Origin of the sequence: Streptomyces chrestomyceticus JCM 4735 (assembly GCF_003865135.1) — a bacterium.
Taxonomy (GTDB): Bacteria; Actinomycetota; Actinomycetes; order Streptomycetales; family Streptomycetaceae; genus Streptomyces; species Streptomyces chrestomyceticus.
The window spans coordinates 3,499,547-3,525,426 of sequence record NZ_BHZC01000001.1; the positions used below are offsets into that span (position 1 = coordinate 3,499,547).

The window sequence follows — 25,880 nt, forward strand, 5'->3', positions numbered from 1 at the left end:
CTGCCCCGATCGGCTCCGCCGGATGACGCTGCTCGGCCCGCGTACCAGGAACGGCCCCGCAGGTCCCGGCGGCCCGTCCGCCGCTCCCGGGGAGGCGGCCGTACTCGGCCCGCCTCCCGCCGGGCCCGCCGTCTGGGCCCGCGACCTCGTCACCGGCCTGCGCTTCGCCGCGGGCGGCGGCCGCGAGGGCTGGATCCGTACGGCGCTGACCGCCGTCGGCGTCGGTCTCGGCGTCGCCGTCCTGCTGCTCGGCTCGTCCGTGCCGTCCCTGCTCGACTCCTGGCACGGCCGGGAGAAGGCCCGCGAGAACCTGGGCCAGGCCAACCCGCCGCGCCCCGCCGACGACACACTGCTCTACGCCCACGCCGACACCCGGTACCACCACCAGAACATCCGCGGCCGGCTCGTCGATCCCGACGGGGCGCACCCGCCGAAACCGCCGGGCGTCGCCGCGCTCCCCGCCCCGGGGACCATGCTGGTCTCCCCCGGCCTCAAGGAGCTGCTGGACTCGCCCGACGGCGCGGCGCTGCGCGAGCGGCTCCCGTACCGCGTCGTGGGCACCATCGGCGACGCCGGCCTTCAGGGACCGGCCGAACTGACCTTCCTCGCGGGCAGCTCCGCCCTGGACGAACGGCTCGGTGCCTACCGCATCGACCACTTCGGGCTGGAGTTCGTCCAGCGCCCGATGCGGGCCCCCGCGGTGGTGCTGGTCATCATGACGTGTGTGGCGCTGCTGACGCCGGTCATGGTCTTCATCGGCACCTCCGTACGGTTCGGCAACGAACGCCGCGAACTGCGGCTCGCCGCGCTGCGCCTGGTCGGCGCCGACATCCGCACGACCCGGCGGATCGCCGCCGGGGAGACGCTGCTCGGCTCGCTGGCGGGGCTGGTGCTGGGCGCCGGGTTCTTCCTGGGCGGACGGCAGTTCGCGTCGATGGTGACCCTGTGGGACATCAACGTCTTCCCGTCGGACATCACCCCGGACCCGTTGCTGGCCACGCTGATCGCGGTGCTGGTGCCGTCCGCCGCCGTCCTGGTGACGCTCTTCGCGCAGCGCGGGGTGACGGTCGAACCGCTGGGTGTCGTACGCAGCCGGCCGCCCGTCCGGCGCCGGCTGTGGTGGCGGCCGCTGGTGCCGCTGGCCGGGGCCGGACTGCTGGTGACCGTCTCCCGGGACGTCGACCAGGTGGACAGCCCGCTGAACACCACCCGGCTCGCCGTCGGCGCGACCCTGCTGCTGCTCGGCGTCACGGCACTGCTGCCCTGGCTGGTCGACGCGGTGGTGCGGCGGCTGCACGGCGGCCCGGTGCCCTGGCAGTTGGCCACCCGGCGGCTCCAGTTGCACAGCGGGGCGGCCACCCGCGCGGTCGCCGGCATCACCGTCGCGGTCGCCGGGGCCATCGCCGTCCACATGACCTTCACCGGCATGCAGGCCGGATTCGCCGACAGCTACGCCCGCAACGGCCGCCCGGTGGTCGAGATGACCGGCGGCACGGAGGGCTGGGAGCAGACCCGGCAGGCGCTCACGGTGCTGCGCGGCACCGAAGGGGTCAGCCGGGTGGACGGCGCGCTGGAATCCTCGGTGGCGGCCGCGGGCGACCGGGGCCGGCTGATGGAGGGCAGCGACTTCCGCATGGTGGACGGCGTGTTCGCCACCGTCGCCGACTGCGCCGGACTGGCCCGGCTCGCGGAGATCGGCTCCTGCCGGGACGGTGACGTCTTCCGCACCGACAACCTGCCGGACGACACCTTCGCCACGCCGGGCGCCCGGCTCAACCTCGACCCGCCCGAGGGCGCCGGCCCCAGCCGCCCGCCGCAGCCGTGGACGCTGCCCGCCTCGACCCGTACCGTCCGCGCGAAGACCGCCCCCGACGGCCTGCCGGTCCGCGGCATCCTGATCACCCCGGCCGCGGTGGACGTGCACCGGATGCACCGTCCCCTGCTGCACCTGACGGTCCACTACGACCCCGCCGCACCGGACGCGGTGGAGCACATCCGTACCGCGGCGGCGCGCATCAACCCGTCGATGGCCGTGGTCTCGCTGGCCGAGAACCGGCACGACGGGCAGTACGACAGCCTGCGCACCGGCCTGTTCCTCGGCGCGGTGGTCACCCTGCTGCTGATCGGGGCGGGCCTGGTGATCTCCACCGTGGAGCAGTTGCACGAGCACCGGCGGCTGCTGTCGGTGCTGGACGCGTTCGGCACCCGGCGCCGCACGCTGGGCTGGTCCGTCCTGTGGCAGACCGCGATCCCCGTCGCGCTGGGCCTGGTGCTCGCCGTCGGGGGCGGGCTGGCGCTGGGCTCGCTGCTGCTGTGGATGATCGACAGCGCGGTGTTCGTGGACTGGCCGGTGGTGGCGGCGATGGCGGGCGCCGGGGCCGGGGTGATCCTGCTGGTGACGGCGGCCAGCCTGCCGCCGCTGTGGCGCATGATGCGGCCGGACGGCCTACGGACGGAGTGAACGCAGGTGGAGAAGGACCGACGGCGCCCGCTCCGGAGCTGGTGCCGTGATCTCGGCATGGGCGTACGGTTCGCCGTCGGCGGTGGCCGGGAGGGCTGGATCCGTACGGCGCTGACCGCGCTCGGCGTGGGGCTGGGCGTCGCGGTCCTGCTGCTCGCCGCAGCCGTCCCGCACGCGGTGTCCACCGCCGTCGCCCGCGACAAGGCCCGCTCCGACACGTTCAGTCCCTCCTCGACCGCCGTCACCGACCGCACGCTGCTGGTCGCCCAGACCGACACCGCCTACCGGGGCCAGTCCATTCGCGGGCGCCTGGTGCGGGCGGACGGGGACCGGCCCGCCACCCCGCCCGGTGTGCCGCGCCTTCCCGGGCCCGGCGAGATGGTCGTCTCGCCCGCTCTCGCGGACCTGCTGGCCTCCTCGGACGGCGTGGACCTGCGCGACCGCTTCCGAGGCGTCCGTACGGTGGGACGGATCGGCGCCGAGGGCCTGACCGGCCCGAGCGAACTGGCGTACTACCAGGGGTCGGACCGGCTCACCGACGTCCGCGCGGGCACCACGCGTATCGCCTCCTTCGGCGGCGGCCCCGACAGCGCCTTCCCCACCACCAATCCCCAGCTATTGCTGGCGATCCTCGTCGGCAGCGTGGCCCTGCTGGTCCCCGTGGCCGTGTTCATCGCCGCCGCCGTGCGCTTCGGCGGGGAGCGCCGGGACCGGCGGCTGGCGGCGCTGCGGCTGGTGGGCACCGACCGCGCCACCACCCGGCGGATCGCAGCCGGCGAGGCGCTGGCCGGGGCGCTGCTGGGCCTGCTCACCGGCGCCGTCGTCTTCCTGGGCGCCCGGTACCCGCTGTCGGGGATACGGGTGCTGGACTACGGGGTCTTCCCCTCCGACGTCGTACCGGACTGGCGGCTGACCGCCCTCGTCGCGCTGGCCGTGCCCGCCTGCTCGGTGGGGGTCGCCCTGCTGACGATGCGCCGGATCACGGTCGAACCGCTCGGGGTGACCCGCTCGGCACCGCCGGTGCGGCGGCGCCTGTGGTGGCGGCTGCTGCTGCCCGTCGGGGGCGTCGCGCTGCTGTGGCCCGTGACGGTCGGCCACACGGCGATGGTGGGTGTCCGGGTCGGGGCGCAGGTGGTCGCGGGCACCTCACTGCTCCTGCTGGGCGTCGCGGCACTGCTGCCGTGGCTGCTGGACGCGGTGGTCTCCCGGATCGGCGCGGGCGGCGGGCCGTCGTGGCAACTGGCCGTGCGGCGGCTCCAGTTGAGCACCACGGCGGCGGCCCGCTCGGTCAGCGGCATCACCGTGGCGGTCGCCGGTGCCGTCGCGGTGCAGTTGCTGCTGGCCGGAGTCCGGACCAACGACCTGCCGGACCCGTCTCCTGGGCCCCGCGAGCATCAGATGGTGGTCGCGGACCGGGACGGGGAGCTGCCGGTGGCCGGCGCTCCCGGGCTGTACGACCGGCTGCGGGGGACCACGGGCGTGCGGAGCGTGTACGGCGCGCTGCTCAGCGACGCGAGCCCACTGCCGTCCGACGGCCGCCGGGACGCTGCGGAGGACGCCCCGGACGGGGTGCCCGATCCCGCGCCCTACCGGCTGGCCGTGGCCGACTGCGACGTGCTGCGCCGGATGGTCCGTACCGACCGGTGCGCCGACGGCGACACGTTCTACACCCCTCCCAAGGCAGTCCGGGAGGACGGCACGGAAACCGGCCTGCCCGCCTCCGACGCGCCCCCGGTCCCCCGCCCCGGCACCCGGCTGGCCGTCTCCCCGGACGCCGGAAGCCGTCCGGCCGCCTGGACGGTTCCGCGCACCGTGCGCACCGTCGACGCGCTCCCCAGCTTCTTCTCCCTGCACGCGGCCAACATCCTCGCGACGCCCGGCGCCCTGGACCCCGCGCTGCTGCGGTCCCCCTCCGCCGAGTTCGAGGTCCACCTCGACCCTGACCGGCCGGAGGCCGTCGAGTACGTACGCAACACGGCGGCGCAGACCGATCCGCGCCTGACCGCCATGCCCCTGTGGGACACCTCCACCCGGACCGGCGAGCGGGAACCCGAGCTGTTCGGCATCGTCCGCGCGGCGCTCCAGGCCGGTGCGGTGGCGGTGCTCTGCCTGATCGGGGCGGGCCTGCTCATCTCCGTACTGGAGCAACTGCGCGAACGCAGACTGCTGTTGTCGGCCCTGGACGCGCTCGGCACGCCGCGCCGCACGCTCGGCCGGTCGGTGCTGTGGCAGACCGCCGTCCCCGTCGTCCTCGGGCTGGCCCTCGCGGTCGGCTGCGGGCTGGGCGTCGGCCTCCTGCTGCTGCACCTGGTGGGCAAGCCGGTGCTGCCGGACTGGGCGGGCATCGCCGTCCTCACCGGTACGGCCGGGGCGGTGATCCTCGCGGTGACCGCGCTCAGCCTGCCGCTGCTGTGGCGGCTGATGCGGCCGGACGGGCTGCGGACGGAGTAGGCGGGGCCGGGCCGGAACGCATCGGCGGGCCGTCGGTCCGGCAGCCTGACGGCCGGGCCGCGGCCCGGCCCACTCGACGAGCGGCCCGGCTCATTCCACGATCCGTACCGGCAGGCCCTTCATCGCCTCGCGCAGCGCCGCCGCGAACTCCTCGAACTCGCCCTGGCGTGCCGCGCCCGACCGCATGGCCAGCGCGATCCGCCGGGACGGCGCCGGATCGGCGAAGTACCCGGTCGTCAACTGGTCGTTGCGGGCCGTCTCGACGCGCAGCGCGGTGCGCGGCAGCAGCGTGACACCCAGCCCGCCCGCGACCAACTGGACCAGGGTCGACAGCCCGGCCGCGCTGGTGGTCACCGGCGCGCCCTCCTCGCGGCCCGCCTCCCGGCAGATGTCCAGTGCCTGGTCGCGCAGGCAGTGCCCCTCGTCCAGCAGCAGCAGGTCCATGTCCTTGAGCGCCTCGCGCGGGATGTCGCCGCGCCCGCCCAGCCAGTGGTCCGTCGGCGCGACCAGCACGAAGTCCTCGTCGAACAGCGGGAGTTCGGTGACGGTCGGGACGCCCAGCGGCACGGCGAGCAGCAGCAGGTCCAGCCGTCCCTGCTGGAGGCCGTCCAGCAGCGAGCCGGTCTGCTCCTCGTGGACCTGGAGCTCCAGGTCGGGGTAGGTGTCGTGCACCAGGCGCAGGACGGTCGGCAGCAGGTACGGGGCGACGGTCGGGATCACCCCGAGCCGGAGTACGCCGGTGAACGGCGCGCGGGCCGCCTCCGCCTCCTCCATCAGGTCACCGACCGCTTCCAGGACGGTACGGGCGCGGGCGGCGACCCGTTCCCCGGCGGGCGAGAGCAGCACCCTGCGGGTCGTCCGTTCCAGTAGCTGCACCCCGAGGGCCTCCTCCAGGGCCGACACGGCACCGGACAGGGCGGGCTGGCTCATGCCGATCTCCGCCGCGGCCTCCCGGAAGTGCAGATGTTCGGCCACGGCGGCAAAGGCCCGCAGTTGCGCCAGGCTGGGCTGCCGCGTCCGGGTCCCGGGATTCGTGGGGGATGCCACCGATAGCCACCTCCGATCAGAGTGATCCAGTCTAATCGCGGGGCAGCCGCCGCCCCGGGCGAAGGACTTTTCGGTGGAAGCGGTGGAAGCGGCGGAAGGGTCCGGGGTGCGGCGGCCGGAGTAATGCCCCTCCGTGTTACCGGCAGGTTTCGGCGCGGGCGCCCGCGGGCACCTTCCGGCGGGCGCGCTGAGCGCATTCCGGGGCCGGGAATCCCGTCATCTTATTTCGCCGGTCGTCCGCGGGATTGCGGACCGGCCGCCCGGCCGGATTCCGCCGACCCGGCGGCGTTTTCCTCCGCAGGGCGGCGCACGCGTCACACGGGCACCCGCCGCCGGCCGGATCGCGGATACAACACCGGAGGGATACCGCTCCGGGCGGATACGGCGCCGGAGGATTCGTCCCGTTCCCGGTGGCCGTACCGCAGACTTTCCGGCAGCCGCAATCGGCCGCCGTACGGACCGGGGCAGCCGACGCCGAAAATCCGGCACACCGACTGCCACCAGCACCGTTCACCAGGCCAGGGGCCTGGACCGGCCGAAATCCGTCCGCCGTCACGACGTCTTCGGCCGGTGCGGGCAACGCCTACTTGACGGCGTTCTGGTACGCCTCACGGATATCGGCGGACACCCGGCCGCGCTCGTTCACCTCGTAGCCGTTCTCCTTGGCCCAGGCGCGGATCTTCGCGGTCTCACCCGAACCCGAGGCCGAGGCGGAGCCGCTCACCTTGCGCGCCCCGGCACCCGCCTTCACCCGCCCGGTACGGCGGCCGGCCTTCAGGAAGGGACCGATCGCCTCCAGCAGCTTGTCGTAGCTGTCCGGGGCGAGGTCGACCTCGTAAGCAATACCGTCGACCGCGAGCGAGTGCGTGGCGACCTCCGAGGATTCTTCCCCGGTGAGGTCATCCGTGTAAATAGTGACGATCTTCTGTGCCATGCGGGTGATTGTACGTCTCGCGGCCCGCGCTGGGACCATTCTTTGGCGAGGTGCGTGAACCGGGGAACATCGTTTCGGAGATAGCCGGTGGATTCCCCGGAATCCCGCCCCTTTTCGACCGATCCGGCATTGTTGTGCAGGGCCGCGCATACCTCACGGCGGCCCGGCCCGCCAGAGGGACAGGTCACTCCCGACCCGGTCGCCGGCGCCCGGACACACCCCGGCCACTGATAGCCAACCTCGATCAACACTTCTTGATCTGGCTATTTCCCCGATCAATGCCCCCTGTGGCAGTGTAGGGAACCGTCCAACCCCTCGCGTAAGCCCTGTTTCAGGACTTACGGCACACGAAGGAGAGCCTGTGCTCACTGTCGGTGACAAGTTCCCCGAGTTCGATCTGACCGCCTGCGTGTCGCTGGAGAGCGGCAAGGAGTTCGACCAGATCAACCACAAGACCTACGAAGGCAAGTGGAAGATCGTCTTCGCCTGGCCCAAGGACTTCACCTTCGTGTGCCCCACGGAGATCGCCGCCTTCGGCAAGCTGAACGACGAGTTCGCCGACCGCGACGCCCAGATCCTCGGCTTCTCCGGTGACTCCGAGTTCGTGCACCACGCCTGGCGCAAGGACCACCCGGACCTGACCGACCTGCCCTTCCCGATGATGGCCGACTCCAAGCACGAGCTGATGCGCGCGCTCGGCATCGAGGGCGAGGACGGCTTCGCGCAGCGTGCCGTCTTCATCGTGGACCAGAACAACGAGATCCAGTTCACCATGGTGACCGCCGGTTCCGTCGGCCGTAACCCCAAGGAGGTCCTGCGGGTCCTCGACGCGCTGCAGACCGACGAGCTGTGCCCCTGCAACTGGAGCAAGGGCGACGAGACCCTCGACCCGGTCGCGCTGCTCTCGGGCGAGTGAAGCGCGGCTAGCAGCGAACCGGAAGGAGATCCGTCATGGCTCTCGATGAACTGAAGTCCGCCGTCCCGGACTTCGCCAAGGACCTGAAGCTGAACCTCGGTTCGGTGATCGGCAACAGCGAGCTGCCCAAGCAGCAGCTCTGGGGCACCGTCCTGGCCTGCGCGATCGCCTCGCGCTCGCCGAAGGTGCTGCGCGAGCTGGAGCCGGAGGCCAAGGCCAACCTCTCCGCCGAGGCGTACGCCGCGGCCAAGTCCGCCGCCGCCATCATGGCGATGAACAACGTGTTCTACCGGACCCGGCACCTGCTGTCGGACCCGGAGTACGGCACGATGCGCGCCGGCCTGCGGATGAACGTCATCGGCAACCCGGGCGTGGAGAAGGTCGACTTCGAGCTGTGGTCGCTGGCCGTCTCGGCCATCAACGGCTGCGGCATGTGCCTGGACTCGCACGAGCAGGTGCTGCGCAAGGCGGGCGTGGACCGCGAGACGATCCTTGAGGCCATCAAGATCGCTTCCGTCCTCCAGGCCGTCGGCGCCACCCTCGAAGCCGAGGGCGTCCTCGCCGAATAGCTGAACCGGAGGTGCCCCTCGGGCGCCCGAGCCGGTACGACAGAGCCCTGCGGACCACGTGTCCGCAGGGCTCTGCGCATAATGAGAGCAAATGTCCGCCCTGCACCTCGTCGTCCGGTGGCTCAGACGCCCGTACTGGGACGCCCCGGACCCCGCCTGGATCGTCCGCCGCTGGCCCGATCTCACCGCCTGCTGCGTCGCGGCGCTCTTCTTCTGGCTCTCCCTCACCCCCTCGCTGCTCCCCCGCCCCTGGTACCTCCAGGGCCTGATCGGCGGCATCACCGCCGCCGTCGGCTACTCCGCCGGAGCCGCGGCGAGCGCCCTCTTCCGCGCGCTGTGCCGGTACCGCCCCGCCGAACGCACCCGCGCCCGCTGCTGGCTGGCCTTCCACGTCCTCGGCATCGTGCTGTCCACGGCGGCCGTCTCCTGGAGCGCCCACGCCCAGCGCCGCCTCCGCCGCCTCCAGGAGGTCGAGCCCTCCCTGGTCTGGCACACCCCGATGATCATCCTGATCGCGGTGGCGGTCTGCGCGCTGTTCGTGCTGCTCGCCCGCTGCGTACGGCTGGTGGCCCGGCGGCTCGCCCGGTTCTTCGGCCGCTGGGTGCCGCGCCCGGCCGCGTACGTGATCGGTGCCGCGCTGACCGCCCTGCTGGTCGCCGTCGGCTCGAAGGACGTCCTGTACGAGCGCGGCTTCATCGACATCGTGGACCGGATCTCCAAGGCCGCGAACCTGGGCACCGCCGACGGCATCACCCAGCCCGCCTCCGCGTACGTCTCCGGCGGCCCCACCTCCGTCGTCAACTGGGCGGAACTGGGCGCCGAGGGCCGCAACTTCATCGGCTCGGTCCCCCGCAAACAGGACATCACGGCGTTCACCGGCCGGCCCGCCAAGGACCCGGTACGCGTGTACGTCGGCGAGCAGGAGAACGGCGACGCGCACTTCCGGCGCACCGCCGACCTCGCCGTACAGGAGCTGGAACGCACCGGCGGCTTCGACCGCAAGGTGCTCGCCCTGCTGGGCACCACGGGCAGCGGCTGGGTGGACCCGAGGATGCCGGAGCCGCTGGAGTACATGTACGGCGGTGACTCCGCGATCGTCGCGACCCAGTACTCGTACCTGCCGTCCTGGATCTCCTTCCTGGTCGACAAGGAGAAGGCGGCGCGCGACGCCCGCGCGGTGTTCGACGCGGTGTACGCCAAGTGGTCCGCACTGCCCGCCGACCACCGTCCCAAGCTGGTGGTCGGCGGCGAGAGCCTCGGTACGTACGCGACCGAGGCGGGCTTCGACGGCCTGGACGACATGCTCGGCAAGGTGGACGGCGCGCTGCTGGCCGGGCCGCCCAACGTCAGTCCCATTTGGCGGGAGGTGACCGCCGGGCGTGATCCCGGCAGCCCGGTGTGGCGCCCGGAGTACGACCACGGGCGGCACGTCCGCTTCGCGCAGTACCCGGAACGCGATCTGCGACGCCCCGCCGGCCCGTGGGAGCACCCTCGGGTGGTCTACCTCCAGAACGCCTCGGACCCGGTGGTGTGGTGGTCCCCCGACCTGCTCTTCCACCGTCCCGCCTGGCTGGACCGGCCGCTCGGTCCGGACGTCACCGGCGAGATGCGCTTCTGGCCGGTCATCACCTTCTGGCAGACGACCGTCGACCTGGCGGTGTCCTTCGGCGCGCCGCCGCCGCACGGCCACCGGTACGGCACCGGCGCGGTGGACGGCTGGGCGGCGGTGGTCCCGCCGCCGGGCTGGACCGACGGGGACACGGCGCGGCTGCGGGCGTACGAGGGGGCGAAGGACGCCCCGTACTGAGGCACCCAGGGCTGAGCGGGCGACCGGCCGCCGTACCGAGCGACGGCCCCGGGCGCCCGGAGCCCGACGCCCCGTCAGTCCTGCGGCGCGCTCCCCTTCGGCGGGGTCGGCGCGACGCCCAGCGCCGTGGCGCCGTGCGGCGGTGGCGCCATCCTGAGGGCCTGCTCCTGTGAGTACGAGCGCAGATAGCCGACGACCGTGTTGGTGACCGCGACCAGCGGGACCGCGACCACCGCGCCGCCGATGCCGGCGACCAGGCCGCCCGCGGCCACCGACAGGATGACGGCGAGCGGGTGGACCCGTACCGCGCGGCCCAGGATGAACGGCTGGAGGATGTGGCCCTCGATCTGCTGCACCGCCAGGACCACCGCGAGCACCATCAGCGCGGCGAAGACGCCCTGCGTCACCAGCGCGACCACACACGCCAGCGCGCCCGAGACGACCGCGCCCACCAGCGGGATGAAGGCGAACAGGAAGATGAAGACGGCGAGCGGCACGGCCAGCGGCACGTCGAGGAAGTAGATGCCGATGCCGATGAAGATGGCGTCGATCAGGGCCACTATCACCGTCCCGCGCACATAGGCGGTCAGTGTGCGCCAGGCGCGCGGCCCGGCGCCCGCCACGCCTTCGCGCGCCGCGCTCGGCACCAGCTTGAGCACCCAGTTCCAGATGCGCCGGCCGTCGTACAGCAGGAAGAGCGTGGTGAACATCGCCAGCAGGATGCCGGTGAGCACCTCCAGGACGACGGTCACGCCCTCCAGCCCGGCCGAGGTGATGGCCTGGGTGTTGGCGCCGACCGCGTCCTGGAGGTTCTTGGCGATGTGGTTGATCTGGTCCTCGGTCACATGGAACGGACTCTTGAGGAGCCAGCCCTTCAGCTCGGTGATGCCTTCCTGGATACGGCTGGACACCGAGTCAATGTTGTCCTGGACCTGCCATACGACGAACCAGCCGACCAGCCCCATGATGACGAACCCGGCGATGAACGTGAGCGCCGTGGCGAGCCCCCGCGGCACGCCCCGGCGCTTCAGCCAGGCCACGGTCGGCTGGAGCAGCGCGGTGATCAGCAGCGCGGCGACGAACGCCAGTACCACGAGCTGGACGGAGGTGATGACCTTGGCCAGCACCCAGATCGCCGCGGCCAGGATCAGCAGCCGCCAGCTCGCCTCGGCCGCGACCCGTACGCCCCACGGCACCGCGGCCACCGGGTCGGGGCGGGGTGCGACGGCGGGTGCGTAGGTCGGCGGGGCCGGCACCGAGTCGGGCGGGCGGTGCGCCTCCTCCGGCGAGCCCGACGGCGCGCCCGCCGTGCCGTGCGCGCCGGGCGCGTCAGGCGGCCCGCCGTCCCGCTGCGCGCCGGTGTACGCACCGGCGTACGTGTCGCCGTGCGCCGCCCGGGGACCGGTCGCGTGCCCGGCGGGCCTCAGCTCTTCCGGGTCGTTCTCCTCTTCCGCGGCCTCCGCGCGGCGGCGCTGGTCCTCCAGCCGCTGCGCGATCCGCGTCAGACCGGCGCCGAGGCCGCCGACCCACTGAGGCAATCTGGACATGTCGCTTCCTCTTCCCCTCCCGCCCCCGGTGCTGTCAGGACGACGTTACCGGTGCGGGACGCACGAAACCCCCGACGCCGTCGCGGCCGGGGGTTTCGCGTACGAAGCGGAGAGGCGGACCACCTTACGCGGTGATCCGCCGCCACGTTCTAGTACCAGTGGTTGTTCTGCCAGAAGCCCCAGGCACCACAGGGGCTGTTGTAGCGGCTGTTCATGTAGTTCAGCCCCCACTTGATCTGGGTGGCCGGGTTGGTCCGCCAGTCGGAGCCCGCGGAGGCCATCTTGGTACCGGGCAGCGCCTGGACCAAGCCGTAGGCGCCGGAGGAGGCGTTGGTGGCGCGGTAGTTCCAGCCGGACTCGTGGTCCACGATGTTGCTGAAGCACTGGAACTGGTCGGCCGGCAGCATCTGCCGCGCGATGGCCTGCGTCTCGGCGATCGAGTACGACGCCTTGGCGGTGAAGGTGGACGCGTCGCGCGCGGCGGAGCGGGAGGCTTCCTTCTCCTTCTCGCGCTCCTTGGCGTCCTTCTCGGCCTTCGCCTTCTTGTCGGCCGCGTCCTTCTTGTCCTGCGCGTCCTGGGCGGCGGCCTTGCGGGCCGACTCCTGCGCGGACTTCAGCGCGGCGGCGTCCGCCTGGGTGGACGCTTCGTCCGCCTGCTGCGTAAGGGAGGCCGTCTGCACCTGGGCCTGGAGGCCCGCGGGTACGTCGGCGATCGTCGCGTCGGCCGCGGCGGCCTCGGTGTGGGCGACCGAGCCCTGCTCCTGGCCTGACGCGACGCCGACAACGGCGCCGACGGTGGTGACCGCGGTGGCGGAGGCCACGGCGAATCCCCGGACCGAAATCCGGCTCACACGCTTTCCTTCCAGCATCGTCCGCATAGGTGACCTCGCGGACGCAATCGTGCCCCTGGCGCTGGCCTCCCCTTGTTCCGCCCCCGATCGATCGGCGGGAACGGCTGGTCACGGGAGGCACTGGCCCGGTACGTCCCCCTCGGGGTCCGCGTGGTGCTCGGGCGGCATACGGCGACGCTATGCAGTTCTGGGGTTCCGCACCGCTGGGGGTGCTGGTGTGCCGTATGCGGGGCCTGACAGGACCCAGACTCTGCCCGAACCGGACGCGCGGAATCAATTCATCGTTGCGTGTGAAAGCTCACACCCCGTTTGCCACGGCTGATTTGCGGAAATGCCCGCGCAGCGCGGCGCCGCCCGGCTAAGCTCCTGCGCTCCTGCCGGGCGGCGCCGTACTCCACAAAGGGTCAGATCCTGCCGTCCTCCAGCATTTCGGTCACCAGGGCCGCGATCGGCGACCGCTCCGAGCGGGTGAGGGTGACATGCGCGAACAGCGGATGGCCCTTCAGCTTCTCGACGACCGCCACCACCCCGTCGTACCGGCCGACCCGCAGGTTGTCGCGCTGCGCGACGTCATGGGTGAGCACCACCCGCGAGTTGGCGCCGATCCGGGACAGCACCGTCAGCAGGACGTTGCGTTCCAGCGACTGGGCCTCGTCGACGATGACGAACGCGTCGTGCAGCGACCGGCCGCGGATGTGGGTCAGCGGCAGCACCTCCAACATGCCGCGCCCCACCACCTCTTCGATGACGTCCGAGGTGGTCACCGCCGACAGCGTGTCGAAGACGGCCTGGGCCCACGGGCTCATCTTCTCCGCCTCGGTGCCCGGCAGGTAGCCCAGCTCCTGCCCGCCGACCGCGTACAGGGGCCGGAAGACCATCACCTTGCGGTGCTGCTGCCGCTCCAGCACCGCCTCCAGGCCCGCGCACAGCGCCAGCGCCGACTTGCCCGTACCGGCCCGCCCGCCCATCGAGACGATGCCGACCTCCGGGTCCAGCAGCAGGTCGAGCGCCACCCGCTGTTCGGCGCTGCGGCCGTGGATGCCGAACGCCTCCCGGTCGCCGCGCACCAGCCGTACGCTGCCGTCCGCCGTGACCCGGCCGAGCGCCTTGCCCCGGTCGGACTGGAGCACCAGCCCGGTGTGCACGGGCAGCTCCGCGGCTTCCGGCAGATACGCGGTCTCCTCGGCGAACAGGCCGTCGATCTCCTCCGCCGTCGCGGTCAGCTCCGCCATGCCCGTCCAGCCGGAGTCCGTGATGGCCAGTTCGGCGCGGTACTCCTCCGCCAGCAGGCCCACCGCGGACGCCTTGATGCGCAGCGGCAGGTCCTTGGAGACGACCGTGACGTCGTAGCCCTCGGCCTGGAGGTTGCGGGCCACCGCGAGGATCCGCGAGTCGTTGTCGCCCAGCCGGAAGCCGGCCGGCAGCACCCCGGGGTCCGCGTGGTTCAGCTCGACCCGGAGGGAGCCGCCCAGGTCCCCGATGGGGATGGGGGCGTCCAGCCGTCCGTGCCGTACCCGGTACTCGTCCAGCAGGCGCAGCGCCTGCCGGGCGAAGTAGCCGAGTTCCGGATGATGCCTCTTCGCCTCCAGTTCGGTGACCACGACGACCGGCAGCACGACTTCGTGCTCGTCGAAGCGGGACATGGAGCCTGGATCCGCCAGCAGCACGCTGGTGTCGAGGACATAGGTGCGCCGGCCGTTCTCACGGCGCTGCTTGCTGTTCACCACGGGTGGACGTACCCCCTCGGATGAGGTCGGGGTGCGACGGCGTCGCGGAAGTGGAGCCGCCGCGCCGTCAGGCGGCGGGCGACGGGACCGGGCTCGGGCCACGCTGCACGGGCCGAACGCCGGCCCTCCGCGTCGTCCGTGCGGTCCGCACGGTCGTCCGTGATGTGCAAAGGGCCTCCCGGGCGGACGGCCCCGTGCCGTCCGCTGAGATACGGCATCCGATGACTGGTACTGCCGGATACCGACCTGGAAGGGATATTCCCGCGAACGTGCGCACCCATGCAATGGCATATGACGCACGGTCGGTGAACGCTTGGTTACGGATTTGGCGCGGGAGTGATCCCGCGCCTGGAGTGCACGGTCCGGGTGGCCTAAAAGCCGTAACGCCGGTGACGGGCGGCGTAGTCGCGCAGGGCGCGCAGGAAGTCCACCTTGCGGAAGGCCGGCCAGAAGACCTCGCAGAAGTAGTACTCCGAGTGGGCGCTCTGCCAGAGCATGAAACCGGAGAGCCGCTGTTCGCCGCTGGTGCGGATCACCAGGTCCGGGTCCGGCTGGCCGCGGGTGTAGAGGTGTTCGGAGATCAGGTCGATGTCGACGATGTCGGCCAGTTCCTCGAAGGAGGTGCCGCGCTCGGCGTGCTCCAGCAGCAGCGAGCGCACCGCGTCCGCGATCTCCTGCCGGCCGCCGTAGCCGACGGCGACGTTGACCAGGATGCCGGTGTGGTCGGCGGTGGCCTGCTCGGCCTCCTTGAGCACCTTCTGCGTACCGTCCGGCAGCAGGTCGCGGTTGCCGACGTGGTGGACCCGCCAGCGGCCGTCGGCGGCCAGGCCGCGCACGGTGTTCTCGATGATCCCCAGCAGCGGGGTCAGTTCCTTCTCGGGCCGGTCGAGGTTGTCCGTCGACAGCAGCCAGAGCGTGACGACCTCGACGTCGGTCTCGGCGCACCAGCCCAGCAGCTCGCTGATCTTTTCGGCGCCGGCCTGGTGGCCCTGCACGGTGGTACGGCCGTCGGCCCGCGCCCAGCGGCGGTTGCCGTCGAGGATGACACCGATGTGCTTGGGGACCTGGTCATGGTCGAGGCGGCCTTCGACCCGGCGGGCGTAGAGCCTGTAGACGAGGTTGCGCAACGCGGGCGGGTACGGGATGCGCACCCCGGAAGATCGCAGCATGTGTGGTCAAGCCCCTCCGTGCAAATGGCGGTCGCCCCCGTCGCCTCAAGTCGGCAACTTTACGTCGGGGACGTCCCGGCGGCCCAATCAGGTGTGTCACAACTCCGTGATAAGGAGATGACCATGACTGATGCCTCTGTCCACATTGCCGCGAATACGCGCTACGACTCCATGGAGTACCGCCGCACCGGCCGCAGTGGTCTCAAACTCCCCGCCGTCTCCCTGGGCCTGTGGCACAACTTCGGCGACGACCGTGCCCTGGCGTCCCAGCGGGCCATCCTGCGCCGCGCCTTCGACCTGGGCGTGACCCACTTCGACCTGGCGAACAACTACGGACCGCCGCCCGGCTCGGCCGAGCTGAACTTCGGGAAGATCTTCGCGCAGGACTTCCGGCCCTACCGCGACGAGATCGTCCTCTCCACGAAGGCCGGATATCTCATGCACCCCGGGCCGTACGGCGAATGGGGTTCGCGCAAATACCTCCTCTCGTCGCTGGATGCCTCACTGAAGCGGATGGGCGTCGATTACGTCGACATCTTCTATTCGCACCGTTTCGACCCGGACACCCCGCTGGAGGAGACGATGGGCGCCCTGGCGTCCGCCGTCCAGCAGGGCAAGGCGCTGTACGTGGGCGTCTCGTCCTACTCCGCCGAGCAGACCCGCGAAGCCGCCCGCATCCTGCGCGGGATGGGCGTCCGCCCGCTGATCCACCAGCCCTCGTACTCGATGATCAACCGGTGGACCGAGGACGACGCCCTCCTGGACACCCTGGAGGCGGAAGGCATGGGCTGCATCTCCTTCGCCCCCCTCGCCCAGGGCCTGCTGACCGACAAGTACCTGGACGGCATCCCGGAGGGCTCGCGCGCGTCGCAGGGCAAGTCGCTCGATCCGGGCCTGCTCTCGGACGACGTACGGCGGCGGCTGCGCGGCCTGAACGAGATCGCGGCGCGGCGCGGCCAGTCCCTCGCCCAGTTGGCGCTCTCCTGGGTGCTGCGGGACGAGCGGATGACCTCGGCGCTGATCGGGGCGAGCAGCGTGGCGCAGTTGGAGGCCAATGTGGCGGCGGTCGGCGCGCCGAAGCTCACGGATACGGAATTGTCCGAGATCGAGGAGTTCGCGAAGTCGACCGACGGTGTGAACATCTGGGCCAAGCGCGGCTGATTCTGTTCGGTCCCTGACGCCTTTGCGCGGCGCTCGTCGCCGCCCGCAGAGGCGTTCGCCCGACCCGTGTACGAAACCGGACCAGTCATGATCATGGCGAGATCCGTACCCGGACACAAAAAGCGGGCCGGTCCGTGGGGGGGATACGGACCGGCCCGAGGGGGGGGTTTCCACCATAACCCCGAAGAGGGGGTGCTCAGTGCAACTTCAGGCGGAACGGCGCGCCCGGTTTCTGGATCAAGACGCCGCCGCGGCCCCCAGCAGCACCCCGAGAAGGGCCCCGACGATCATGAAAGGGCCGTACGCCATGGCCGGTTCGGGCCCATCATTACGGGCTTCCGGGCCCCTGGCGCGCCGCAGCAACAGGCCGCACCCGTAGAGCGCGCCGAGCAGCAACCCCATGAATGCGCCAGTGATCAGAATTGCCCAGCCGTACCACCCAAGAGTGACCCCCAGCCCGATCGCCAACTTGACGTCCCCCAGCCCCATTCCCGCCGGATTGACCAAATATAAGACGAAATAAAACCCCGCAAGCCCCAGCCCCCCGAGCACCGCCCCACCCCACACCCGAACCCCTCCCCCACCCAGCGCGACAAGCCCCAGCGCAATCACCACCCCACCCGCCAACGGCAGGGTCAGCACATCGGGCAGCCGCCGCACCCGCCAGTCCACGACGGCGAGCAGCACCGCCACAGGAACCACCGCGAGCCAGACCACCAATTCGGGCCGCGCCCCTGTGGCCGCGGCAAGCAGCACACACACCAGGCCACTGACCAGCCCAGTCACCCCCGCCCCACCCCCGTACACCCCACACACACGACAACGCGCCAACCCCACCCACCCCCGCAGAGGCCCGCCGATGAACCTCCCGCACGGGCACCGGCCACGCCACCCCTCCCCCGGCTCAACGGCCAGCCGATAGGCAGCCCTGGGCACGAGCACCCCGACCGCACCCCCGTACACAGCAGCGAGAACCATCAGCATCACAGCCACACGGCCGACCCTAGGCTGATAAAACGCTTCCCATGCCCCGCTGGCAGAACGGATCAGGAACGCTCCGCTTCGTACAGACCGACGCCGGAGAAACGACGCCCACGCAACCGGAGGCCACCGAAGCGCCCGCCCCGGCCGCCCCCTCAGCCCCCCTGGCCATCCCCTTGGAGATCGCCGCCTCCTACCGGGCGCGCGCCCGAGGGCTACTGGGCCGCGACGGCATCGACGGCGCCCTGCTCCTCACCCCGGCCAGCGGCGTACACACCTTCCGCATGCGCTTCCCCATAGACGTCGCCTACCTCACCCGCGACCTCACCGTCCTCGCCGTACGCACCATGCCGCCAGGACGACTCGGACGCCCCCGCCTCCGCGCCCGGCACGTACTGGAGGCGGAAGCCGGCACGATGACCCGCTGGGGCCTGCGCCCCGGCACCCGCCTGAAGATCGACACCCCCTGACCCTCCGGCTGGCCCTCCGCCCACCCGACAACGCGGCACCGCCGGCACGCCGCATCAACCGGTGGCTCGTCTCCCTGCCGCGGACCGGCCTCTCCCAGGGCAGGAGCAGACAGGCAGACCCGCGCGATGCGCTTCCAGCCGATCGCGTGTGAGCGGTGCGAAACCGACCATAGGGCACATACCCGCATATGTACTATCTTTCAGCCCCAACCCACCCTCCTTCCCCCCGCAATTACCCCTTCCAGGCGCCACCCCCACCCCCAATTCCGGAAACAACGCCCTTCCCCTGTCAACACGGCCATGACCGCGCCACTCCGGCCCGAAGGGCGGACCCACCGGTACGCCTGTACGACGATGTACGCACCGACCAGGCGGCCATAGGCAGTCGCCTGCAACAGGTCTGTCTGGTGCGGAACTTGTGCGTGCGAGCTGCACCGCTGGCCTCATTGTTCAGTCGGTTGCTGCCATAGCGTTCGGCCTGGTGGAGGCAGCATCCACCGCACCCGACGCCCGCCCCATCACCGCACGAGCCTCCGTACGGCGCTGAAGAGCCGCCACCCAGAGCGCAGCGCCCAGGGCCGTCGCGCCCACCGCCGCCCCCACCCAGGCCACCGACGTGTAACCGAAGCCCGCGTCGATCGTCAGGCCGCCCAGCATCGGGGTGAGGGTGATGCCGACGTTGAAGGCGGAGGTGTTGACCGCGGGGGCCAGGGTCGGGGCGTTCGGGGCGAGGGTGAAGACGCGGGACTGGACGACCGGGTTGGTGACGTAGCCGGTGAGGCCGAGGGTGAAGACCAGGGCGATGGTCACGGGCAGGTTCTCGGCGGTCAGGGCGAGCAGGGCGGAGGCGGTGGTCAGTCCGCCGATGCCGAGGAAGAGGGTGCGGAGCGGGTGGCGGTCGGCGGTGCGTCCGCCGAGGGTCATGCCGAGCAGGCCGCCGACCCCGTACAGCGCGAGGACGGCCGGGACCAGGCTCGCCGGCAGGCCGCTCACCTCGGTCAGCAGGGGCGTGAGGTAGCTGAAGGTGACGATGGCGGCGCCGAAGCTCAGGGTGGTGAGGAGGTAGGAGACCCACAGGGCGGGGCGGGACATGGCCGCGATCTCACACCGTACGGAGGGGAGTTCGCCTGCGGCCGGACGGGCGGCGGGCAGTGCGGCCAGCAGGGAGGCCAGGCTGGCGGCGGTCAGAGCGACCACGCCCCAGAAGGCGGCGCGCCACCCGGCGTGCTGGCTCAGCACCGTGCCGACCGGTACGCCGACGATCGTGGCGAGGGTGAGTCCGGTGCCGACGACCGACAGCGCCTTGCCCTTGGCTCCGGCCGGCACCAGGCTCACCGCCGCCGCGGCGGCCACCGCCCAGAAGCCCGCGTACGCGAAGGCGCTGACGACCCGCGTCGCGAACAGCACCCCGTACCCCGGGGCCAGCGCGCCGACCACGTGCCCGGCCACGAAGACGAGCTGGAAGGCGATCAGCGCGGTGCGGCGCGGCAGGCGCAGGGTGCCGATGGCGAGGACGGGTGCGCCCACCACCATGCCGATGGCGAACGCGGACACCAGCAGCCCGGCGTCGGGGATGGAGACGCCGAGGTCGGCGGCCACGTTGGGCAGCAGTCCGGCGAGCATGAACTCGGAGGTTCCCTGGGCGAAGATCCCCAGGCCGAGGAGGTAGACGGCTATGGGCATGACGTGCGTACTCCCGATGAGGGTTGAGTATTGGATAGGTCGGTCCAAAATGAAGGCAAAAGGAAGCGGCCCGGTCGGGCCGCGCGTGGAGCAGCGCGTCAGAGCGCTGCCATGAAGCCCTCCACGATTCCTTCGAGCGCCCCGCGGTCGGCCCCGCAGCGCGCCGAGACACGCAGACCGCCGACAGCCGCGATGACCAGGTGGGCGAGAGCGCGCGCGTCCTTGCCCGCGTCGATGTCGCCGTCCCGCTGCCCGGACTCGATCGCGGCGCGGATCGCCTCCAGCCGCAGCCGGTAGTCCCGCGCCAGCTCGCCCGCGACCTCCTCGTCGCGGGCCGCGATCTCGATGGCGGTGTTCACGACCAGGCAGCCGCGCCGGGCCTCCTCGCTCTCGCACTCCTCGTCCACGACGCGCCGCAGATGCGTACGGATCTTCTCCCGCACCGGCAGGCCGCTCTCCAGCAGCGCGAACAGCTCACTGTTCCGTTCCGTCATGAAACGGTCCAGCGCCCGCTCGAAAAGGTCGTGCTTGCTCTTGAACGTGTTGTAGATACTGCTGCGCCCGAGACCGGTCGCCTCGCACAGGTCCTGCGTGGACGTGCCTTCGTAGCCGGCGGTCCGGAACGCCTCCATCGCGGCACCGACCGCCCGCTCCTCGTCGAACTTCCTGGGGCGGGCCATGGGGAGGACGGTACAGGTATTGGATCGGCCAGTCCAATACCTGGGTCCGCGTCCGCGATCACCGGGCGGAGAGCCACTCTCCAGCCAGTACGCTGATGCGATGGTCGACGTGGGGGTCAGCGAGCTGCGGCGAAGCCGCGAACGGCTCGCGAAACAAGGGGAGTCCGCCGAGCAGGCCGGGGACTGCGCGAGCGGCGGATTACTGTTCTTCTACGCTGCCGAGTGCGGGCTGAAGGCCGAGGTACTGCGGTGGATCCTTCAGCGTGAGGACACTTCCGCCTTGCCTGTCGACCTGCGATCACACAATCTGCGCCGCTTGGCCAAGGCCCTGAACCTCCAGGACCCCACTCCCGGGCAGGACCCGTTGCGCTGCCGTCGGCACAAGGACAACGCCTGGATCGAGAGCCATCAGCTCCACGAGGCGTGGCGCTATGGTGCGGAACTGTGCGCAGATGATCAGAAGGCTGCGCTGGAAGCCTTGAAGTCACTGGTGAAGGACGCCAGGAAAGGATCTTGAGCGTTATGGCCGGCAAGCTCTTCACCTGGGTGGACATCGATTCCCGACTGGCGGAGGCGGCCACCGAGGGCCGGTGGCCGCGGTGGTTGCTGGAGGTCGATGCCTGGTGGGACGCGCTGGAGCTGACCGTCCGCCCGGGGACGGGGAGCGAGACCGTCCGCGACTGGCTGGACAGCCAGTTCGGTCTCGGGTCGGCCGTCGGGTACGACGCGGGCCTGGAACTCGTCCTCGACCGCCCCGCGGCGCACGCCCCCCACTCACTGCCCGTGCGCCTGGTCGAAGCCCTCGATTCCGGAGCGGCCCCGCGCCGTCCGAAGCTCAGTGAGCGCCGCGTCACCTCGGCATTGGGAGACACGCTGCCTCGTCCGGCGGACCCGCAGTTCGCCGGAGACAAGCAGCTCATCGCGTTCCACTCCTTCAAGGGCGGCGTGGGACGCACGTTGCACTCCGTCGCGTTGGCCGACTTCCTGGCGTCTCAGGGTCAGCACGTCCTCCTCGTGGACGCCGATCTGGAAGCTCCCGGCATCACCTGGATGTACCAGGCGCAGGGCGGGCGCTGCGACATCGCGTACGAGGACGTCCTCGCCCTCCTGCACTCCTCACGACATGGCGACCCCACACCGGCCGTCCAGATCGCCGCCGCGTACCTTCCCAACCAGAGCGTCTCGCGCTACCCGGGGCCGGGCCGCATCACCGTGCTTCCCGTCAGCCGGCGCACCCGGCTCGGCCCGCCCCGCATCGGCCCGACGGACCTGCTGACCGAGGACCGCTCACCGTACTTCCTCAGCGAATCGCTTGCCGCCCTGGCCGTCGCGGCCGAGGCCGACACCGTCGTGATGGACTTGCGGGCCGGAGCGTCCGAACTGGCGGCGCCCGTTCTGCTGGACCCCCGTGTGACGCGGATCTTCGTCACGACGGTCAGCAGCCAGTCCCTTCAGGGGACCGAGGCGATGATCCGGCAACTGGGGTGCCAGTCACCGGCGGTGGCACGTACGGACCCGACTCCCGGCGCGATCGTGACGCAGTACCGTCTCGACACCCATGACCTCCATGCCGAGGAGGCGCGCCGAACCCTGTCCGCGGCGCTGTCGTCCACCATCGCCATGGCGGCGACGGACGAATACACCTCGGAAGACCTCGCGGTGGACGAACAAGTGCTGACCGCGCCGCTCTTGAGCCCGTTCCGCGAGGAACTGCTCACGCTGCCGCAGAGCTGGGACGCGGTGGTGGAGGTCATCCGACGCTGTGGTCTGCCCGGCTTGCTGAGCGAGTTCGCGCCGAGCCTCACACAAACAGCAGCGACGTCTTCGGACGAACCTTCGAGCCTGGACGAGCGTCGACGCACCCTGAAGAGCACAGCGGGTCGTCTCATCTTCGCCGAGCGACAGGGCATGGACTCCAGCCTCGGATTCCTCACCACCGAGCCGGTACGCCGGCTGATCGCGGACCACAGCACCGACCTTCCCGTGGCGATCGTCGTCGGGGCGAAAGGCGCGGGCAAGACCTTTACGTTCGCCCGCATGTGCAGCGCGGGGACCTGGGATGCTTTCGCGCGGGAGAACGGTCAGAGCGTGGACCGGACCGCGATGGTCATCCCTGTTCTGGACCCGGCCAACATCGCGGAGCCGGGCACCGGCATGCTTTCCCCGCAAGCGCTCAGGGACCGCGCGGCAGGAGGACAAGGCGTCACCGCCGATGAGATCCGCAGTCACCTGAACGCCGGTCTCGTGGACCCCCGGGCCCAGGACGCGGAGTTCTGGAGGCAGCGCTGGCTCGAATGCCTGGCGTGGTCAGCGGGGGCCGCTCGGGATGTATCAGCCGAGGATTTCCTGGTCCGGCGGACACTGGACACGTCCGAAGCCCGTCTCTTCGTGTTCGACGGCCTGGAGGACTGGCTGGAGTCCTTGGACGCGGAGCCCCGGCGGATGGCCCTGCGCACCCTGCTCATCGAGGTGCCGGCCTGGCTCCGCCGCCTTCGCCATCGCTCGCTCGGTCTCGTGGTCTTCGTGCGGCAGGACCTGGTCCGCTCGGCGATCAAACAGAATCTCGGGCAGTTCCTCGACCGCTACGCCCCTTATGAGCTGCGCTGGGACACCGAGGACGCGCTCCGGCTCTCCCTGTGGATCGCGTCGAACGCCGAAGCGGTGGAGGCATCGGGGTCTCCGATCGCGGACATGTCCTACGAAGAGATCGTCCATGCCCTCACCCCTCTCTGGGGCGCGAAGCTCGGTACCGAGAAGTCACGTGAAGCGTGGACCGAGCGTTGGGTTCCGGCCGCTCTCGCGGACTTCAACGAGCAGATCCAGGCCCGCGACGTCGTCCGCTTCCTGCGCGAGGCGGCCGATGCTTCCATCGGCGACGAACGTTGGCCGGACCGCGTACTGGCACCGGCGGCCATGCGGCGCGCCCTGGGCGCGTGCAGCCGCGCGAAGGTGGATGAGATCAACCAGGAGAATCCCCGCCTCGGAAAACTCCTGCGGCAGATGGGCACGTTCTCCGACGACGTCCGCATGCCGTTCGACGCGGAGGATCTGAACCTGTCCCCGGATGATGTCGAGGCTTTGGAGCAGTGGGGCGCGCTGGCCCGCGACGCCGACGGGCGCTACCGCATGCCCGAGATCTACCGGCATGCCCTCGGCTTCCGTACCCAAGGCAGGGCGCGCGTGGTTCGGACTCCTTGAGTGGCGGCCGGCGATCCCCCTACTTCCCCGTACGCGGAAAGCTCACCTCGACCCGCCGGTTCTTCTTGCGGCCGGCCTCCGTGGTGTTGTCGGCGATCGGGTACTGCTCGCCGTAGCCGCGGATCTGGAAGGTGACCGCCGCGCCGAGGCTCTCGGCCAGTTCGCGCTGGACGGCGTTGGCGCGTTCCTTGGAGAGGACCAGGCCGTGGGCGTCCGAGCCCAGATTGTCGGTGAAGCCGAAGACGCGCAGGTTGGTGGCGTGCTGTTTCTTGATCTCGGTGGCGATGGTGGTGATGCGGGACAGCGCGTCGGGGGAGAGTTCGGCGCTGTCCTTGGCGAAGAGGACCTCGGCCTGGAGGGCGAAGGTCACGTTGGAGTTGGTGTCCTGGCGCCGCTCGGCGCCGTCGTCCGTCTCGACGATGGACTTGATGTTGAGCACCTTGGCGGGGGCGAGGGTGGCGCCCTGGACCATGCGGAGGTCGGGGTCCTTCGGGTCGATCTTCACCGGGGCGGTGGTGTCCTCGGAGACGCCGGGCGGGTCGTCGGCGTGGGCGGCCGGCGGGGCCGGGGTGAGGACGAGGAGGAGGGCGGTGGCCGCGGTGACGGCGGCCCGGGTGGCGGTGCGGGGTCTGGTCGCGGACGGGGTGGTCATGGGTCAGTCCGAGATCGAGACGGTGGCGGGCGGCATGGTCGGCAACTGGAAGTCGACCTCGGTCACCTTCGCGGGCGGGGCCGGGAACTGCGCGAAGACGGGCCGGCTCTCGCCCGGTTTCAGGCCGCTCAGTCCGGTGGTGCACAGACACTCGCCCTCGGTGTCCCGCAGCACCAGGTAGCGCTTCTTGCCGGCCTTGTCGACCAGGGTGGCGCCGGAGACGGAGGAACGGGAGCGCATGCCGGTCTCGTTGGAGCGCCAGTTGATCGCGTTGAAGATCTTGGTGCCGTTGTTGGTGACGGTGCCGCTGACGGTGACGAAGCCGCCGGTGTCCCGGACCGCGGAGTGCAGGGTGACGACCACCCCGTCCGGGCCCTTCACCTCGCCGATGGCCTGCTGGGAGTCGGCGGCCGGGGTGCCGCGCCCGGTGTCTTTCGGAGCGGTGGCCCGGGTCGGCGGCTTACCGTCCGCGCCGCTCCTGCCGCCGCCCTCGTCACCGCCGCAGCCGCTCACGACGAGAGCGAGGCCGGCGGCGATCGCCGCGGCGGCCACTCTCCTGGTGGCCTTCGAAGGGCGCCCAGTGTCCATGGATGCGATTCCCTCTGCTCGTCGTCGGCTGGTCATTCGGCAAGGCGTACGGAGAACAGGTCGGCGGCTTCGGGCAGGTCGCGGGGGTCGGCCGGGTCGACGGTCCACTCCTTGCCGTCCTCGCAGGTGAGGTTCACGGTGGGGGGACCGGCGGGTGGGTCGTTGGCGGGCGGGTCGCCGCCGTCGCCCTGGTCGCCACCGTCTCCCTGGTCATCGCCGTCGCCCTGGCCGGGGCCGTCACCCTCCCCCGGCGCCGGTGTCGGCGTCGGTGTCGGTTCCGGCTCCGGGCCCGGTGTGCAGCGCGGTTCGACCACCGCCCTGGCCCGTGCCGAGGCGTGGGTGTTCTCGGTCCCGGGGATCACCGAACGGCCCACGGTCTTACGGGTGTCGGCCTCGACGGCGAACGACGTGGGGTACGAGTCCGCCGTGCACGTCACGTCGGCGTCGTTGCGGCCGGCGAACCACTCGGCGTTCGCGCACGCCTCGGCGCCGGGGACGCCACGGCCGTCGAGCAGGTCCTTCCAGGGCGCGCCTGTACGGATCGCGTCGAGGAGTTCCGTACTCAGCCGGTCCCGGTACTTCTGTCCGGCCGCCAGCGCCGCCGCGTCGGCAGCGGTCTGCGCGGAGTTGCGGGTCGCGGCGGCCTGCCCGACCGCGAAGAACGCGAAGGCGAGCAGGAGCAGGCCGGCCACGGCCACGATGTACAGGGGAAACGCCTGGCCGGCGTCTCCGGTCCGGCGGCGGGACGCCGCCCGGGTCAGATTCCCACGACCTCGGAGATCTTGTTGGAGATGGCCGTCGCGATCTGACTGCCGAAGTCCGTGGTCGACAGGACGAGCACGATCGCCACGACCACGGCGATGATGCCCAGGTACTCGATCGAGGTCTGCCCCCGGTCGTCGCCCTTTCCCCACAACCGCTTCGCCATCGTGTTCCCCTCCATGGGCGGCCGGGCCGCTCCGGTCCGGATGGTCTGCCCCCGTGGTGC

Annotated in this window: 22 protein-coding genes; 9 read left to right on the top strand and 13 right to left on the bottom strand. The window is 71.3% G+C overall.

Annotated features, from left to right (window positions below; genetic code table 11):
• The first annotated feature begins 22 nt into the window (after nucleotides 1-22).
• Both EJG53_RS14495 and EJG53_RS14500 read left to right on the top strand, forming a co-directional pair.
• Complete coding sequence (locus EJG53_RS14495) at nucleotides 23-2,461, top strand: ABC transporter permease (protein WP_125045193.1); 2,439 nt, start codon at nucleotides 23-25, stop codon at nucleotides 2,459-2,461.
• Between the two features lie 6 nt (nucleotides 2,462-2,467).
• Nucleotides 2,468-4,912: an FtsX-like permease family protein gene (locus EJG53_RS14500; RefSeq protein WP_307721677.1), complete on the top strand. Its 2,445-nt coding sequence runs from the start codon at nucleotides 2,468-2,470 to the stop codon at nucleotides 4,910-4,912.
• A 90-nt stretch (nucleotides 4,913-5,002) separates the two neighbouring features.
• Here EJG53_RS14500 and EJG53_RS14505 read toward each other — a convergent pair whose 3' ends face one another.
• Together EJG53_RS14505 and EJG53_RS14510 are read right to left on the bottom strand one after the other, a co-directional pair.
• Nucleotides 5,003-5,959, bottom strand: coding sequence for a LysR substrate-binding domain-containing protein (locus tag EJG53_RS14505; RefSeq protein ID WP_125045194.1), 957 nt, complete (start codon nucleotides 5,957-5,959; stop codon nucleotides 5,003-5,005).
• A gap of 583 nt (nucleotides 5,960-6,542) precedes the next feature.
• The gene (locus EJG53_RS14510; RefSeq protein WP_125045195.1) at nucleotides 6,543-6,893 is read right to left on the bottom strand and encodes a histone-like nucleoid-structuring protein Lsr2; all 351 of its coding nucleotides are present in this window, start codon (nucleotides 6,891-6,893) and stop codon (nucleotides 6,543-6,545) included.
• A 361-nt stretch (nucleotides 6,894-7,254) separates the two neighbouring features.
• On the opposite strand from EJG53_RS14510, the gene EJG53_RS14515 reads away from it, so the two are divergent.
• The 3 genes from EJG53_RS14515 (at nucleotide 7,255) to EJG53_RS14525 (ending at nucleotide 10,185) form a co-directional block, all read left to right on the top strand.
• On the top strand, nucleotides 7,255-7,809 hold the full coding sequence (locus EJG53_RS14515) for a peroxiredoxin (RefSeq protein ID WP_031000823.1): 555 nt from the start codon (nucleotides 7,255-7,257) through the stop codon (nucleotides 7,807-7,809).
• Between the two features lie 35 nt (nucleotides 7,810-7,844).
• The gene (locus tag EJG53_RS14520; protein ID WP_125045196.1) at nucleotides 7,845-8,378 is read left to right on the top strand and encodes an alkyl hydroperoxide reductase; all 534 of its coding nucleotides are present in this window, start codon (nucleotides 7,845-7,847) and stop codon (nucleotides 8,376-8,378) included.
• A 91-nt stretch (nucleotides 8,379-8,469) separates the two neighbouring features.
• Nucleotides 8,470-10,185 (top strand): alpha/beta hydrolase, encoded by a 1,716-nt coding sequence (locus EJG53_RS14525; RefSeq protein ID WP_125045197.1) that lies wholly within the window; start codon nucleotides 8,470-8,472, stop codon nucleotides 10,183-10,185.
• 74 nt (nucleotides 10,186-10,259) lie between these two features.
• Here the strand turns inward: EJG53_RS14525 and EJG53_RS14530 are convergent, their stop codons facing one another.
• The 4 genes from EJG53_RS14530 to EJG53_RS14545 all read right to left on the bottom strand — a co-directional run bounded on the left by EJG53_RS14530 (nucleotide 10,260) and on the right by EJG53_RS14545 (nucleotide 15,479).
• On the bottom strand, nucleotides 10,260-11,732 hold the full coding sequence (locus EJG53_RS14530) for an AI-2E family transporter (protein WP_125045198.1): 1,473 nt from the start codon (nucleotides 11,730-11,732) through the stop codon (nucleotides 10,260-10,262).
• A 149-nt stretch (nucleotides 11,733-11,881) separates the two neighbouring features.
• The gene (locus EJG53_RS14535) at nucleotides 11,882-12,583 is read right to left on the bottom strand and encodes an aggregation-promoting factor C-terminal-like domain-containing protein (protein WP_125045199.1); all 702 of its coding nucleotides are present in this window, start codon (nucleotides 12,581-12,583) and stop codon (nucleotides 11,882-11,884) included.
• Between the two features lie 404 nt (nucleotides 12,584-12,987).
• Nucleotides 12,988-14,310: a PhoH family protein gene (locus EJG53_RS14540; RefSeq protein WP_125045200.1), complete on the bottom strand. Its 1,323-nt coding sequence runs from the start codon at nucleotides 14,308-14,310 to the stop codon at nucleotides 12,988-12,990.
• Between the two features lie 371 nt (nucleotides 14,311-14,681).
• Complete coding sequence (locus EJG53_RS14545) at nucleotides 14,682-15,479, bottom strand: isoprenyl transferase (RefSeq protein ID WP_125045201.1); 798 nt, start codon at nucleotides 15,477-15,479, stop codon at nucleotides 14,682-14,684.
• 117 nt (nucleotides 15,480-15,596) lie between these two features.
• Here EJG53_RS14545 and mgrA point away from each other — a divergent pair, with 117 nt between their 5' ends.
• The gene (gene mgrA, locus EJG53_RS14550) at nucleotides 15,597-16,640 is read left to right on the top strand and encodes an L-glyceraldehyde 3-phosphate reductase (protein WP_371858683.1); all 1,044 of its coding nucleotides are present in this window, start codon (nucleotides 15,597-15,599) and stop codon (nucleotides 16,638-16,640) included.
• A 237-nt stretch (nucleotides 16,641-16,877) separates the two neighbouring features.
• Here the strand turns inward: mgrA and EJG53_RS14555 are convergent, their stop codons facing one another.
• Nucleotides 16,878-17,426 carry a prepilin peptidase gene (locus EJG53_RS14555; RefSeq protein ID WP_307721678.1) on the bottom strand — a complete coding sequence of 183 codons (549 nt, stop codon included), beginning with the start codon at nucleotides 17,424-17,426 and terminating at the stop codon, nucleotides 16,878-16,880.
• 239 nt (nucleotides 17,427-17,665) lie between these two features.
• Between EJG53_RS14555 and EJG53_RS14560 the strand changes: the two genes are divergently transcribed.
• Nucleotides 17,666-18,091, top strand: coding sequence for a DUF192 domain-containing protein (locus EJG53_RS14560; protein ID WP_125045203.1), 426 nt, complete (start codon nucleotides 17,666-17,668; stop codon nucleotides 18,089-18,091).
• 450 nt (nucleotides 18,092-18,541) lie between these two features.
• Here the strand turns inward: EJG53_RS14560 and EJG53_RS14565 are convergent, their stop codons facing one another.
• A complete protein-coding gene (locus EJG53_RS14565) occupies nucleotides 18,542-19,774 on the bottom strand; it encodes a Cmx/CmrA family chloramphenicol efflux MFS transporter (RefSeq protein ID WP_125045204.1) in 1,233 nt (410 codons plus the stop codon).
• Nucleotides 19,775-19,872: 98 nt separating this feature from the next.
• Nucleotides 19,873-20,454, bottom strand: a complete 582-nt coding sequence (locus EJG53_RS14570; protein WP_125045205.1) for a TetR/AcrR family transcriptional regulator — start codon at nucleotides 20,452-20,454, stop codon at nucleotides 19,873-19,875.
• A gap of 100 nt (nucleotides 20,455-20,554) precedes the next feature.
• Here EJG53_RS14570 and EJG53_RS14575 point away from each other — a divergent pair, with 100 nt between their 5' ends.
• Nucleotides 20,555-20,971: a hypothetical protein gene (locus EJG53_RS14575; protein ID WP_031007965.1), complete on the top strand. Its 417-nt coding sequence runs from the start codon at nucleotides 20,555-20,557 to the stop codon at nucleotides 20,969-20,971.
• 5 nt (nucleotides 20,972-20,976) lie between these two features.
• Nucleotides 20,977-23,652 (top strand): KGGVGR-motif variant AAA ATPase, encoded by a 2,676-nt coding sequence (locus EJG53_RS14580; protein WP_125045206.1) that lies wholly within the window; start codon nucleotides 20,977-20,979, stop codon nucleotides 23,650-23,652.
• Nucleotides 23,653-23,671: 19 nt separating this feature from the next.
• Here the strand turns inward: EJG53_RS14580 and EJG53_RS14585 are convergent, their stop codons facing one another.
• From EJG53_RS14585 to EJG53_RS41095, 4 genes are read right to left on the bottom strand one after another with little or no spacing between them, the layout of a single operon-like run.
• Nucleotides 23,672-24,304, bottom strand: a complete 633-nt coding sequence (locus EJG53_RS14585; RefSeq protein ID WP_125045207.1) for an OmpA family protein — start codon at nucleotides 24,302-24,304, stop codon at nucleotides 23,672-23,674.
• A gap of 3 nt (nucleotides 24,305-24,307) precedes the next feature.
• On the bottom strand, nucleotides 24,308-24,892 hold the full coding sequence (locus tag EJG53_RS14590; RefSeq protein WP_125045208.1) for a hypothetical protein: 585 nt from the start codon (nucleotides 24,890-24,892) through the stop codon (nucleotides 24,308-24,310).
• Between the two features lie 32 nt (nucleotides 24,893-24,924).
• Nucleotides 24,925-25,653: a pilus assembly protein TadG-related protein gene (locus tag EJG53_RS14595; protein ID WP_125049372.1), complete on the bottom strand. Its 729-nt coding sequence runs from the start codon at nucleotides 25,651-25,653 to the stop codon at nucleotides 24,925-24,927.
• A complete protein-coding gene (locus EJG53_RS41095) occupies nucleotides 25,650-25,820 on the bottom strand; it encodes a membrane protein (protein WP_030020674.1) in 171 nt (56 codons plus the stop codon). Before EJG53_RS41095 ends, EJG53_RS14595 begins: the two co-directional genes overlap by 4 nt.
• Nucleotides 25,821-25,880: the final 60 nt, after the last annotated feature.

What these genes read in the sequence shown, in the direction of transcription:
- EJG53_RS14565 (WP_125045204.1), bottom strand. Translation starts at nt 19,774, where the DNA reads ATGCCCATAGCCGTCTACCTCCTCGGCCTGGGGATCTTCGCCCAGGGA.
- EJG53_RS14580 (WP_125045206.1), top strand. Translation starts at nt 20,977, where the DNA reads ATGGCCGGCAAGCTCTTCACCTGGGTGGACATCGATTCCCGACTGGCG.
- EJG53_RS14575 (WP_031007965.1), top strand. Translation starts at nt 20,555, where the DNA reads ATGGTCGACGTGGGGGTCAGCGAGCTGCGGCGAAGCCGCGAACGGCTC.
- EJG53_RS14520 (WP_125045196.1), top strand. Translation starts at nt 7,845, where the DNA reads ATGGCTCTCGATGAACTGAAGTCCGCCGTCCCGGACTTCGCCAAGGAC.
- mgrA (WP_371858683.1), top strand. Translation starts at nt 15,597, where the DNA reads ATGACCATGACTGATGCCTCTGTCCACATTGCCGCGAATACGCGCTAC.
- EJG53_RS14510 (WP_125045195.1), bottom strand. Translation starts at nt 6,893, where the DNA reads ATGGCACAGAAGATCGTCACTATTTACACGGATGACCTCACCGGGGAA.
- EJG53_RS14495 (WP_125045193.1), top strand. Translation starts at nt 23, where the DNA reads ATGACGCTGCTCGGCCCGCGTACCAGGAACGGCCCCGCAGGTCCCGGC.
- EJG53_RS14590 (WP_125045208.1), bottom strand. Translation starts at nt 24,892, where the DNA reads ATGGACACTGGGCGCCCTTCGAAGGCCACCAGGAGAGTGGCCGCCGCG.
- EJG53_RS14525 (WP_125045197.1), top strand. Translation starts at nt 8,470, where the DNA reads ATGTCCGCCCTGCACCTCGTCGTCCGGTGGCTCAGACGCCCGTACTGG.
- EJG53_RS41095 (WP_030020674.1), bottom strand. Translation starts at nt 25,820, where the DNA reads ATGGCGAAGCGGTTGTGGGGAAAGGGCGACGACCGGGGGCAGACCTCG.
- EJG53_RS14560 (WP_125045203.1), top strand. Translation starts at nt 17,666, where the DNA reads ATGCCCCGCTGGCAGAACGGATCAGGAACGCTCCGCTTCGTACAGACC.
- EJG53_RS14570 (WP_125045205.1), bottom strand. Translation starts at nt 20,454, where the DNA reads ATGGCCCGCCCCAGGAAGTTCGACGAGGAGCGGGCGGTCGGTGCCGCG.
- EJG53_RS14585 (WP_125045207.1), bottom strand. Translation starts at nt 24,304, where the DNA reads ATGACCACCCCGTCCGCGACCAGACCCCGCACCGCCACCCGGGCCGCC.
- EJG53_RS14545 (WP_125045201.1), bottom strand. Translation starts at nt 15,479, where the DNA reads ATGCTGCGATCTTCCGGGGTGCGCATCCCGTACCCGCCCGCGTTGCGC.
- EJG53_RS14530 (WP_125045198.1), bottom strand. Translation starts at nt 11,732, where the DNA reads ATGTCCAGATTGCCTCAGTGGGTCGGCGGCCTCGGCGCCGGTCTGACG.